13 protein-coding genes, 1 tRNA gene and 1 pseudogene are annotated in these 11,753 nt (G+C 59.1%); 8 read left to right on the forward strand and 7 right to left on the reverse strand.

Going from position 1 to position 11,753, the window contains the following annotated elements; all coding sequences use genetic code 11:
- Positions 1-3 precede the first annotated feature (3 nt).
- Positions 4-1,974 (reverse strand): ISKra4 family transposase, encoded by a 1,971-nt coding sequence (locus A3OO_RS0118310; protein WP_156824868.1) that lies wholly within the window; start codon positions 1,972-1,974, stop codon positions 4-6.
- A gap of 3 nt (positions 1,975-1,977) precedes the next feature.
- Complete coding sequence (locus A3OO_RS0118320) at positions 1,978-2,277, reverse strand: hypothetical protein (RefSeq protein WP_018409311.1); 300 nt, start codon at positions 2,275-2,277, stop codon at positions 1,978-1,980.
- 377 nt (positions 2,278-2,654) lie between these two features.
- On the opposite strand from A3OO_RS0118320, the gene A3OO_RS22000 reads away from it, so the two are divergent.
- The gene (locus A3OO_RS22000; protein ID WP_018409312.1) at positions 2,655-2,954 is read left to right on the forward strand and encodes a recombinase family protein; all 300 of its coding nucleotides are present in this window, start codon (positions 2,655-2,657) and stop codon (positions 2,952-2,954) included.
- Positions 2,955-3,041: 87 nt separating this feature from the next.
- Here A3OO_RS22000 and A3OO_RS24055 read toward each other — a convergent pair whose 3' ends face one another.
- Positions 3,042-3,212 carry a hypothetical protein gene (locus A3OO_RS24055; RefSeq protein WP_198008840.1) on the reverse strand — a complete coding sequence of 57 codons (171 nt, stop codon included), beginning with the start codon at positions 3,210-3,212 and terminating at the stop codon, positions 3,042-3,044.
- 363 nt (positions 3,213-3,575) lie between these two features.
- Between A3OO_RS24055 and A3OO_RS22005 the strand changes: the two genes are divergently transcribed.
- Positions 3,576-3,983, forward strand: coding sequence for a phasin family protein (locus tag A3OO_RS22005; protein WP_018409314.1), 408 nt, complete (start codon positions 3,576-3,578; stop codon positions 3,981-3,983).
- A gap of 233 nt (positions 3,984-4,216) precedes the next feature.
- Positions 4,217-4,417 (forward strand): CsbD family protein, encoded by a 201-nt coding sequence (locus A3OO_RS0118340; protein ID WP_018409315.1) that lies wholly within the window; start codon positions 4,217-4,219, stop codon positions 4,415-4,417.
- Between the two features lie 263 nt (positions 4,418-4,680).
- Here the strand turns inward: A3OO_RS0118340 and A3OO_RS22010 are convergent, their stop codons facing one another.
- A complete protein-coding gene (locus tag A3OO_RS22010) occupies positions 4,681-5,124 on the reverse strand; it encodes a tyrosine-type recombinase/integrase (protein WP_245257191.1) in 444 nt (147 codons plus the stop codon).
- A 281-nt stretch (positions 5,125-5,405) separates the two neighbouring features.
- Here A3OO_RS22010 and A3OO_RS22015 point away from each other — a divergent pair.
- The 4 genes and pseudogenes from A3OO_RS22015 to A3OO_RS0118365 all read left to right on the forward strand — a co-directional run.
- Positions 5,406-5,750, forward strand: a pseudogene (locus tag A3OO_RS22015) (transposase); the annotation flags it as partial.
- 220 nt (positions 5,751-5,970) lie between these two features.
- Positions 5,971-6,345 carry a DUF3489 domain-containing protein gene (locus A3OO_RS0118355; protein ID WP_026223128.1) on the forward strand — a complete coding sequence of 125 codons (375 nt, stop codon included), beginning with the start codon at positions 5,971-5,973 and terminating at the stop codon, positions 6,343-6,345.
- Positions 6,346-6,361: 16 nt separating this feature from the next.
- Positions 6,362-6,847: a DUF2924 domain-containing protein gene (locus A3OO_RS0118360; protein WP_018409320.1), complete on the forward strand. Its 486-nt coding sequence runs from the start codon at positions 6,362-6,364 to the stop codon at positions 6,845-6,847.
- Positions 6,834-8,576, forward strand: a complete 1,743-nt coding sequence (locus A3OO_RS0118365) for a recombinase family protein (RefSeq protein ID WP_018409321.1) — start codon at positions 6,834-6,836, stop codon at positions 8,574-8,576. Before A3OO_RS0118360 ends, A3OO_RS0118365 begins: the two co-directional genes overlap by 14 nt.
- A 174-nt stretch (positions 8,577-8,750) precedes the next feature.
- Here A3OO_RS0118365 and A3OO_RS0118370 read toward each other — a convergent pair.
- The 3 genes from A3OO_RS0118370 to A3OO_RS0118380 all read right to left on the reverse strand — a co-directional run bounded on the left by A3OO_RS0118370 (position 8,751) and on the right by A3OO_RS0118380 (position 10,142).
- A tRNA-Gln gene (locus A3OO_RS0118370) sits at positions 8,751-8,824 on the reverse strand.
- 44 nt (positions 8,825-8,868) lie between these two features.
- Positions 8,869-9,360: an HU family DNA-binding protein gene (locus tag A3OO_RS0118375; RefSeq protein WP_245257192.1), complete on the reverse strand. Its 492-nt coding sequence runs from the start codon at positions 9,358-9,360 to the stop codon at positions 8,869-8,871.
- Positions 9,361-9,749: 389 nt separating this feature from the next.
- Positions 9,750-10,142: a hypothetical protein gene (locus A3OO_RS0118380; protein ID WP_018409323.1), complete on the reverse strand. Its 393-nt coding sequence runs from the start codon at positions 10,140-10,142 to the stop codon at positions 9,750-9,752.
- Between the two features lie 799 nt (positions 10,143-10,941).
- Here A3OO_RS0118380 and A3OO_RS0118395 point away from each other — a divergent pair.
- The gene (locus A3OO_RS0118395; protein WP_018409326.1) at positions 10,942-11,457 is read left to right on the forward strand and encodes a hypothetical protein; all 516 of its coding nucleotides are present in this window, start codon (positions 10,942-10,944) and stop codon (positions 11,455-11,457) included.
- Positions 11,458-11,753 lie beyond the last annotated feature (296 nt).

The following is an 11,753-nucleotide window of genomic DNA, read 5'->3' on the forward strand; positions in this document are numbered from 1 at the left end:
TGGTCATTTTGACCGTGCCGTAATCCACCCATCAGATTCAGAGTTCGGCGGCTCCGGCAAATCAGCAGATTTGTGCGTCGAAGAGTCACCTTTCCAATAGTCGTCGAAGTTGGGCATATGTGGTTTAGCAAGGCAGGTATCTGGTGGATGTCGGGCAAAATTATTTCGTTGGATCCCGACACCCAATCCTGGGTGCCCAGACAACGAGGTGCGCCGATCTTGGGGCGGGAGAGGAAACGAGAACATGAAACTACGCGCTCTTTTGACAGCTGGCTTGATCATCGCCGGAGCGACCGGACCGAGCTTTGCCTTTGAAGGCATGCTGTTGTCTGGCAAAGGTGGAATCCACGCAAACCGCCTCCTCCAATCTGTCAGCTGCAATGTCAATGACGATGACAAGCAGGCCCTTTGCATGAGGGCCTGCGAGGACGAATACATCAAGGCCAGCCAAGCGTATGGCGCCGCTGGCCAGCTCGAGGGGCCAAAGGCGACCAAAAAGGCGTGTGAAACCAAGTGTGGATGCTGACGCTTGCATAGTCCACCTTGGGCTCTTTTCCCTTGAGCTGGGCCGCCGGCAAGGCCGGCGGCCTTTGGGAGCATGCAGAGTCGTGGGGTTTGTCCCGCTGCGAGCTGCTTTGGGTGATTTTTATTGTCTGGTTGGAAGTCTGGATAGAGCCGCCTGAACGAGCCGGCGAGCGTCTTGTTGAGAACGGCGACACGCACGTCCAGAAAGGGCTGCACGGTCCACCTGTTCCATCGCATCTGCTGCTTCTTGATCATGCGTTTTGACAAGATTTCATTGACTGCGCTTTCGACAAATGCGGTTGAAAGTGGCAGCCGATCACGGCGTCGCCGTCCGTAGTTCACGAGCGCAAGTTCATTGGCGTAGAGATATTCAATCAGATTGTTGATATGTCGCTGGACCGCGGCGGCGCCTTTGACGTCTCTGACATGAGCGGCGTCGAACCAATGCATCAGTCGCGCCAAGCGCCCAAGACATGCGCTCGAGCGGCCGTGCCAGATTCTCCACTTGGCGCTCTCGAGTTCGCGGATTGGATGGCCTTGGAGGTAGTCGCTGAAAGTGCCGGCGCCAAGGCCGCGCGCCGCCTGCGGGGCGTGTTCAAAACGCATGGCGATATGGAACCAGTCGAGGACGAGAGTCGCCTCTGGCATGACCTGACGCTGCAACTTCCACAGTCCAGGGTCGCCGTCGCAAAGCACCGTCGCTGACGTGCCGAGACGGACGCCCGCGCTCACAACCGCATCGGCAAATTTGCTCGCAGAGTTGCCGTTGCGAGCAAAGGCGAAGCGATGCTGCGATCCATCGACATTGAGCACCTTGCCCGCCAGCACTTCGAAATTCCGTTCTGGGCGACAATGTCGGCTGCGCAGATAGCCTCCATCAAGGTCGATCACGACTGCGGGAGTCACTGCGTCAATATCGGGATCCGCCGCTCCCTCGGGACGCAGTCGCGCGATATGCTCGCCGACACGGCGGGTTCGATTGCGCACCGTGCCGGCATTGACGGCGCCCCCGACGGGCAGCAACTCGGCCAGCAGATCAGCCACCTTAGCAAACGGCGCGAGCGCGGCGAATTTGGCGGTGACGTAGGCGAGTTCGGGCGCTATGCCGCGTTCAAGCGTCAACGCCGAAAAACTTCTCGGTTCACCCGCGACTTCACGGCAGCATTGGCAGTTCGCGAACCGACGAACTCGAAGCGGCACGTCGCCGAAGAGGGATCGAAAGGTGACCGATCTGTATCCTTTGCTCGACAAGGTCGATCCGCAATGTGCGCAGCACCGGAAGCGCTCGCCCATCGTCGCCGCCTGCGCGCGGACGATTTCCGTTTGAATAGCAGCGGTAAGGCGTTTCCCTTCGCCAAGCGACAGACCAAGCGTTTCCGGGACCGTGAACTCGTCTCCGGGCCACCTCGACCTCGGTTTCCGCCGCTTCGTCCCCGAAGTCCACGACAAGCTTCACCCGCCAAACCAGCCTTCGCATAGGCTCGCCTTTCCCAAAGAGGCGACCTTAACCTTCGAAAATTTACATACTCCCCACAACCTTGCATGCTCTCCGGCGGCCGTTGGCGTGCCGAGAACGTCCCCACGGCCCCCGCCCGCGACGATCCAGTTCGTGCCGTTGCAAAACTGGTAGGTGTGATAATCGCGGTTGTAGATTAAATCGCGCTCGCTGCCGGTCGGGCTGGTGCAGGCGGCGAAGGCTGGCGCCGCCGCCAGCATGAACGCAAGAAATCCTGTCAGGGCGCTGCGCATCATGACGGGCGCTCTCTGGAAGGGTGATCGGCTTCCCCGTGACCGGATCGAGAGGGGCCGCCGCGCCGTGAACAACGGGAATCCTGTCTGCGGCGCACCCGGAAAGCAGCGCCGGAAGAGAAAAAGATAAAAACAGCGCAACAACTGCTTTCAACCTAGCGCACGATGACATGCAAAACCGTTACATTTGTCTATTCTATAAAATTACTATCTCACAATTCTTAAACTCTTAAAACTAGGCTTTTTATACGATGCTAAGCCTTGAAGCGGCGGCAAAAGCAAGCCGCGCAAAAAGGAACCCTTATGCGCGGCGGAATCCGCCTCTGCAAGCCATTGAAAAAATAAGGGCTGGACCGCGGGGTCCGCGCATAATTCAGGGCATGAAAACCGGATATGCCCGCGTCTCAACGGAAGACCAGACCCTTGCCCTGCAACTCGACGCGCTGCGGTCGGCTGGCTGTAAGGCCGTGCATGAGGATCGGCTTTCCGGCGTGGCGCTGAACCGTCCCGGCCTTGTCGCTGCGCTCGCCGCCTGTCAGCCGGGGGATGTGCTGCATGTCTGGAAGCTGGACCGACTCGGGCGGTCCCTGGGGCCCGCGTGGTGGGCGTCGATCCGGCAACGCTGCGCCGGAAGCTCAAGGCGGAAGGGTGATGCGCCCCGGTTGCTCGTCCTGCTTTAAGCCCGTCAAGGTGAGTTGGGCAATCGTTACGAAAATGCCAAACAAAAAACAGCGGTGGCTATAAGACCAAATTCATTTATTGGGAGTTTAGCAAAATAAGCCTTTCCGCTCTGGATGATGATTGGCGTTGCGCTTCGAGGTATAAGGAATGCCAGAAAAAAGAGGAGTGAGAGCTCCGGTCGCCAGAGATACAACGGCTAAGTTGTTAAACAGATTTGCTATCATCTTCAGTTGTTCGTTATGCACGAGATTCGACATTTTTCCCTCCGTGGCAAAGTCGATGCATCCTCCTTTAAAACAGGCTTGGTTGCTTTTTCGAACCGGATTTAACGCAACAAAAACGCCCTTTGATTTTCAGGGCTGCTCGCTTTGTGATGAGCGGTTATATCTTCGCTAGTGCGGTCACAGCAATGCGCGACCCGTCACCGGGTCGCGCCCTCTGTGCCAATGGTTCAATGCAAATCGCTTTCCTGAATCAACTCAACGCCTTATTCAACCGCATCCAGTACGATGGTGCATCGCACAATTTCGTAGCAATTTTGTCGTGCGGCGCATATATGAAAAGTGTGCGGGGGTTTCAGTTGCTCCATAGAGTGAGCGACGCGACGTTCAGGAGAAACAATGAGCAATAATTTCGAAGATATCCCGCAGCTGGTCAAAAATCAGCAGGACGCGGTCAAGACAACTGTCGAGGCTTTGCCAAAGTCCGCGCAACGGATCTCCGCGGAGACGGCGGACTATTTAAAGCAGTACTTTAAGAACTGGACTGACTTCGCGGAGAAATTGCGAGGCGTCACTACCTTCGACGAGGTCATCAAGCTTCAGACCGAGTTCGCCAAGTCGTCGTATGAGTCCTTTGTCGCACAGTCGACGAAAATGTTCGAGCTGTTCACTAGCCTCGGCAAGGAAGCATACCAGCCCATCGAGTCCAATCTCACCAGGGCGACGGATCTCGCAAAGGCGCAGGTTGAAGCTGTGACAGATGCCGCTACGAAAGCGCCGTTCAAGTCAGGCGCTAACGCCCGTTAAAACCGCAGTATGGCCGAGGAATGGACGGTCGAGGATGGTCGCCATACCCCTGACAGCGGATGCGAAGGGAAAACCGGTCGTCGCGGGGGGCGCGTATTCACAACGCTGTGTTATGCTTGACAAATCGGCAATACGCCTATTTTACGATATATTTACGCTCTAAAATTGGGCGACCACGCGACGGAGGACACCGTCCCCCGGGCGAGAGCTAAACCACCTGACAGGAGTGTTTCATGAATTGGGATCGCATCGAAGGTGACTGGAAGCAGTTCGCCGGCAAGGTCAAGGAAAAGTGGGGCAAGCTCACTGACGACGACCTTGCCGTGATAAACGGCAAGCGCGAGCAGCTCGAAGGCAAGATCCAAGAGCGCTACGGCCATGCCAAGGACGTGGTGAAGAAGGATGTCGATGATTGGCACAAAAGCCTCAAATGAGAGTGGCTGCGGTGCCTTGAATCATTGGCGTGAAGTGCGTGGCCCAGTTATTGGGCCGCGCACGGCTTAGATTAGATGAGCGGTCGAAACAAATCGAACTGGAGAATGCCCGGCCCTGTTGCAAAAACCAGAGCTTTGCAGTTTGTTTTCCTGTCAGGCTGAAGCATACTCTAACCTGATGTCAGGTTACGGCCCGAAACCGCGTCAGATTAGGGCCGATAATTGGATTTATTGACAGTTCAAGCCAATGGTCACAGGCTTTATCAAATGAGCACCCGTTCCACCTCGCCGAGCGTCACTTCCTCGGCGCGTCGGTCATAGAGCTGCGTCGTGCGCGTCGAGGCATGGTTGGCCATTTGCGCGGCGCGCTCTAGCGTGCCGCCGTTTTTCAAGTAGGCGGTGACGCCCGTCGCCCGAAACGTGTGATTACCAACGCGCGTGGTGATGCCTGCCGATTTCGCGCGCCGCTGAATCATCGCATAGGCGTTGGCTTGAGGCAGGGGATTGCCGGTGAGCTGGCCGCTCGCGCGGCAGTAAGTCTGAAACAGCATCGCCTTTGGGTTGTTCGCGAGGCCTGCGCCGTCGATATATTCGTGCAGGTAGGCTTCTAAATTGTGATGACACGGCATGGCGTGCTGCTTGCCGCCCTTCTCCTGCAGGCGCAGCCATAGCCGCCTGTTCTGCGTGTACACGTCCTCGACGCGCATGCCGATCGCCGCGCCGATGCGGGCAAAAGGAATAGACCATAAGACCCACGAGCGCGCGGTCGCGCAGGCCAATGACGGTCGTCGTGTCGATCGCGTCGAGAAGCTGGCGCGCCTCGGCCGGGTCGAGCACCGGCGTTTTGCCGCGCCGCACGATATGGCGCGGCCCGCGCACGGCGGCCGCCGGATTGACCGGCATTGTCCGGCGTCAGGGCCTTTGAGACAAACTGGGCGGATTGCTGAAAGGAGGATTTCTGGCTCATCGTAACCGTCAGGGAGTGAAGATGAGCCAGAAATCCGATAGCCCGAAACCTTCGTCTGAACGGCTTGTGAGAGATATTCGCCGCGCGACTCGCCGGCATTATTCGGCCGAGGAGAAAATCCGCATCGTTCTCGATGGCCTGCGCGGCGAGCACAGCATCGCCGAGTTGTGCCGACGCGAAGGCATCGCCGAGAGCCTGTATTATTCCTGGTCGAAAGAGTTCCTCGAAGCCGGCAAACGGCGTCTTGCCGGCGACACGGAGCGGGCGGCGACGACCGGCGAGGTCAAGGATCTGCGACGGCAGGCCAAGGAGCTGAAAGAAGTCGTCGCCGAGCAGGCGCTCGAATTGCGACTGAGCGAACGCGAACGCCGTTTTGCCGTTGATTCGCCAATTGCGAGTCAGCAAACGCGTTTCGGAGCTGCTTTAACGGCTTTCGAAAACGACTGGACTTCCGCGGCAAAGCACGCATTGCTACATGCGTCAGTCAGCGGGTCGCCTGCTGACTCCTAGGGCTCGCCTCGCGATTTGCGGGGCTTTGGGCGGTGCGAGCGTCTATTCCGACGCCGCGTCCAGGAGCCCGAAGCCAATGTCGACAATCTCCCTCAAGAAGTCCCCCAGGTCGAGTAACAACGCCGCCGCAAAGGCGAGCGTGAAGTCGAAACCAGGATCCAAACCGCGCTCGGCGCGCGTAGACTCGCAGCAGCCGGAAGCGCCTGCCCTTAAGCACAACAGCACGGCCGACGACCACAAGACCACCAAGCAGGAACGCGTGCTCACTCTGCTCAGTCGAACCGACGGCGCCAGCATCCACGAGATAATGCAGGCGACGAAATGGCAGCAGCACAGCGTTCGCGGCTTCCTGGCAGGCACAGTGAAAAAGAAGCTCGGCTTCACCCTGACCTCCGTAAAGGGCAAGGATGGCTCGCGCCGCTACCAGATCGAACCCAAACGCAATCGCTGACGCCGGCCCGCAGGGCATGAACAAACCGGCATTCGACGTCGCTGAAACGCTCGCGCGGGTTTCTGCGCTAACGATCTTCGAATTGCGCATCGAATGGCGGCGACTACATAGAGCGCCGCCGCCGATGCGACTCTCCCGCGATCTGTTGATCCGCGGGATCAGTTACAAGCTGCAGGAGAAGGCCTGTGGCGGCCTCTCCAAAGCCGTCGCGCGGAAGCTTGAGTCGTTGAGCGCCGATCCGTCTCTTCGTAACAAGAGCAAGCCGGCGCCGCCAATCTCGCTGAAGCCTGGCGTGCGGCTGGTGCGCGAATGGCGCGGGCGTACTCACTTTGTGCTTATTTGCCCCGACGGCGTGGAATGGAGCGGACGGCGCTATACGTCTCTCTCGGCAGTGGCGCGGGAGATCACCGGCGCGCGATGGTCCGGCCCGCGCTTTTTCGGTTTGAGCAAGGCTGAACGCCGCTTCGTCGAGCGTGCTGAGGATCGGCATGCGGAAGCATGATCGTCCAAAATCCAGCACAACATTCCGCTGCGCTATCTACACGCGCAAATCCTCCGACGAGGGGCTCGAGCAGGAGTTCAACTCGCTCGACGCCCAGCGGGAAGCTTGCGAGGCCTATATCGTAAGCCAGCGCCATACCGGCTGGATCGCGCTTCCCGACATGTATGACGACGGTGGACTATCCGGCGGCACGATGGAGCGCCCTGCCCTGCAGCGGTTACTGGCAGACATCAGGGCCAGCAAGGTTCAAATCATCGTCGTCTACAAAGTCGATCGCCTCACCCGGTCACTTGCAGGCTTCGCCAAGATCGTCGACGTGCTCGACACTCATGGCGCGTCCTTCGTATCGGTCACGCAGCAGTTCAACACCACGACGTCCATGGGGCGTCTGACGCTCAACATGCTGCTCTCCTTCGCACAGTTCGAGCGCGAGATCGCCGGCGAGCGCATCCGTGACAAGATCGCCGCCTCCAAGCGCAAAGGCATGTGGATGGGCGGCAATGTGCCTCTTGGCTATGACGTCAAAGATCGAAAGCTGATCATCAATACAAGGGAAGCCGAAAGCGTCCGCGCGATCTTCCAGCGCTATGCCGAGCTAGGCTCTGTTTCTCTGCTGAAGGTCGAACTCGACCGTTTGGGCGTCGTCAGCAAGCGTCGTGCGGGGGCTGGCGGCTGTCTTGCGGGCGGCAAGCCGTTCTCGCGCGGCGCGCTCTACCTGCTGCTGCAAAATCGCATCTATCGCGGGGAGATCACCCATCGGGACGTGGCCTACCCCGGCCAGCATGACGCGATCATCGATGAAGAGCTCTGGCGGATCGCGCAAGACAGGCTCGCCACCAATCGACAGGAGCGTCGCCTCGCCGCAGGTGCAGAGGCTCCCAGCCTGCTAGCCGGGCTGATCTTCGACGCGGACGGCGCCCACATGACACCGAGCCATGCGGCGAAAGGCGCAAAGCGATATCGATACTATGTCTCGGCGTCGCTTCTGACCGGCGGCCGCGCTGCATCCGGGATTCGTGTTCCCGCGGGCGACATCGAAGGGCTTGTGCTGGATCGGCTACGACAACTTATGGCGTCAAGGTCGGAGCTCGGCGCCGCCCTCGCGCCGCTTGATTTGGATGCAGCCAGTTTCGACGCGGCCCTAAACAAGGCGTCCGATCTTTCCCGGCGATGGCTCACCCTGACGCCAATCGACATTGCCGCCCTGGTCCGGCGAATCGTCGAAAGGACGCAAGTCAACCTCAACGGCATCGCGCTTCAACTCAACCGCGGCGAATTCGCCAGCGCCCTGGTCGGCGACGACAAGGCGACTTACAAGCACACCGATCCGATCCTCCTGTCGATCGACGCCACGCTCAAACGCGCCGGAAAAGGAAAGCGGCTCGTCATCGACAACGAGATTGCACCTGAGATCAACCAGGAGCTGGTCGCCGTGATTGTCGAAGCCTTCTCGATTCAGAAGCAACTGTTCTCCGGCGCCAACGACAGCATCGAGGCGATGACGCAACGCCTTGGCGCCGGCAAGGGCCATCTCACAGCGCTGGTCCGATTGTCCTATCTTGCCCCCGATATCGTGCGCGCGCTGCTCGAAGGCCGCCAGCCGATCGAACTGACGCCGACACGCCTCCTAAAGCTGAGCAAGGACCTGCCGCACGACTGGCGCGAACAGCGACGATTTCTCGGTTTCGTCGACCGTCCGTCGCCTACAGGCGACCGAACCGCTCTATAACCCCCGACCGGAAAGCGGCCTCCGGAGACCCTGAGGCCTGTCAAACCCCGAGCGCGGGCATAAAGCGTCTCTGGCTTACGGCGTCATGTTGGTCGAGGAGCTAAGCGGCGGAAATGTCCGCGTTTTTAAACGGACCTTGAGAGCTAAAGGAATCTCTAAAATGAACGGGTTACGTGGCTGGGGGACCTGGATTCGAACCAAGATTAACGGAGTCAGAGTCCGCTGTTCTACCGTTGAACTATCCCCCAACGGCGCCGCGCCAACCTAGCGCGACGACTTCCTCGATGGCGCTTTACTTCGTCGCCGCCGACTTCAGTTTGGAGAGGGGCCGGATTTTGACGCGCACGCTTGCGGGCTTGGCTGCGGCTTTGACCATCTCGCCCGTCGCAGGATTGCGAACCAAAGTTCCGGCCTTGCGCGCCGGCACCTTGCGAAGGGTCGCCTTCAAAAGGCCCGGCAGGGTGAACTCGCCCACGCCGCGCGGGTGGACTGACCCGAGAAACACATTCTCCAGCGTCGCGTAGACGCCCACCGCGGTCTTGCGAGGAATGTCATTCTCCTCGGCAATCCGGTTGATGAGAGCCGATTTTGTAAATGTCTCTTTGATCGGCCGAATGGCGGCAGGTTCAGCCTTGGTCACCTTCCTGCTCGCCGCCTTCACCGGTTTTCCTCTAGCCATAAGATGTCCTTTACGAGTTAAGCGCCTGCATTGTTGCTCGACCGCACAAATGCGATTGCTAACGATTTCATTGGTGATTCGCAAATTTCTGCGCAGCGATTGCAAGCGGCGGAAGATCCCGCGCCAACGCAATACTGATAATGTTGCGCGTGAGGAGCTAGTGGCGGCGCCCCCGGACGGAGGCCAGGCCTCTTTCCAGGCGCGCCATCGAGTGAACAACTCGCTCATTGGCGCGGGAGGAGCGCACGAGGAGCCTGACGGCCCCTACGCCTGTTGGCGTCCCTGGCTAGCTTGAAGTTGCGCCGTTCTAAATTGCGCACATCATGTTGCGAAGAGTTCAGTGACCGCCGAGACAACCTACTAGAATCAGCTTCTGTCCGAATTGCTTGAAATGATTTGCCGCCAATTTGTCTCGCGCCGAGCCGATCCGGCGCGTTCTCTATGACGTTCGCGAGCTTCGGCTCGCGGCCTGAAGACGACGCTATCTTGGGACGCTATCTTGGCAAGCGCCTCTTTCGGGTTTTCAGCGCGTCGGGGCCAAGCCCCAGACCTCGGCCTGCCTGCGTCTCGCCGGTCGATCCCCCCAAGTCGAAACCGGGCCGGTCAACTTGCTCGGAATCATCCGCCGGCTCCCTGTCAGTCTCGGGTGAAGACTCCTTCGGCTTCTCGGCGGCTGACGTGGCGTCAGGTTGAATTCTATCGTCGCTCGATGGGCGGCGATTGGCGGGGTTGTCCTTGTATTCATCGACCTGAACGCCTTTACTGTCCAAGCTCTGTCCAGGTCGTCTTTGCGCCTTGTCGCGATTACTGAGGATGTCGTTCTTCCTCACCTTTTCATCGTTCAGTTCCGTCCTCGCCCCGGTTCCACTGCTTTGTCCTGACGACATTCTGCTGCTCCTGTTCGCTCCACGGGGACTGCGGCGCCTAAAGAAACAAACCCCTGGGCTCAGCGAGGGTTCCCTTCCGCGCCGCATCCACGCCGCAACTCATCGCGGCGACCGCAAGGATGGCCAGAACCTCGTCGGTTGCGCTGCGGATGGCTTGAGGTCGGCCATCCTTCGAAGGCTGTCGCAGTGCGGGAACGCGTGAATAACGGCGCTTGCTGAGCGTCGTGCTATCGAATTGCTTGGGAACGGCGAAGCAGTCGCAACCTTCCGCCAGCCTTTGAGGCCCGAAATCGCGACTGTCGCCGCCGGTTCGGGAGAGGCGCGAGGGCAAGTCGCGACGAGTGAGTTTGGCTGTGCGCGCAGTCCCAAGCGAACCCGTCTCCACGGGTAATTCCCTGCTAACTGGGAAAATAACAGGGAAATTCGAAAAAATCGGACGATTTTCTGAAAATGACCATAGAAATAGACACATAATCATAGGCTTGTGGGATAATTCCCTAGAAATCTGAACAGGGAATTTTGGTCGACTAAACAGGGAAAAATTGGGGCGGTTTGCGCAAAAACAGGGAAATCGAGGCGCTTTGGCGCACGAGCGCGAAAGCCGCACGTTTTGTCGCCGTGACGCGGTTGAAGGAAAGGGACAAGGCGATTTAGATCGTGCGGCGTCTTCCATGTTGACGTTTAACAACGGCTTGACCCTACAGACGATTCCTCCAGATGGATTGAGAACGGCGCGACAAGTGATTGCGCCGCCCGGGGCGCTCTTGCGCGGCGCGCAGCCGGCCGAAAGAGGACGCAAATGTCCGATTCGAGGGATGATTTGCTTGAGCGGGCGCGAGATGTGCTGTTGCGTGTCGGTTCGCTCGCCGAGCAAATTGCGCAGCGGCTTCATCAACTCTTGGTGGACGCGCGTCCGGCGCTCCTCAAGTTCGCCGAGGGCCTGCGGCTCATCGAGCAGTCCCCGCCCGTCCCGGGATATGAGGCCGTCCTGATCGACAGGGGTCATCATCCGCTCGCGGCGCGGATCCTGGCATGGAATCTGTTGCGGCTCGGCAACGAGCTTCTCGAGGAAATCCGCGCCGAACGCAAACTCGCGAGCGCGATCCTTAGGGTTGTTACAGCCGGGGACGCCACTCCGCTCGTGATTTCGCGTCGCGCAAGAGCAATCACGGCTGCGCTCAACGACGGGATGGCGATGCCGGCGCTTTGCGCCGCATGGGCCAAAGCGGGTATTTCTTCAGAAACGGCTTATTCGATCGGGGATCTGGCGGAACGCGCGATGCGACACGCGACGCCGCGGCCTGCAGGCGGTTGAGAGAGGTTTGCGCGGCGCTGAAGCCGCATCTGGTCGATCCGCGGGGTACCATCCCGAGCGTGGCCAGCCTGACGCATGAGCTTGAACTCTCTATCGTGGATCATGCCTACACTTACGATGCATACAATAATGTCTTTAAGGATCCGGCGACGCGGGCGACCTGCATCGCAATGAACATTAAAAAATTTGATCCGCGACCGGCCCGTCGGCGGGTCCGAAAAAGGGAAAAAGGGCGCGGCTAGGAGCAAGTGCGACTCCTAGAGACGGACTGCGAGGCGAGGCGACGAAAAACTTGG

This window comes from Methylocystis rosea SV97 (assembly GCF_000372845.1).
Lineage (GTDB): Bacteria > Pseudomonadota > Alphaproteobacteria > Rhizobiales > Beijerinckiaceae > Methylocystis > Methylocystis rosea.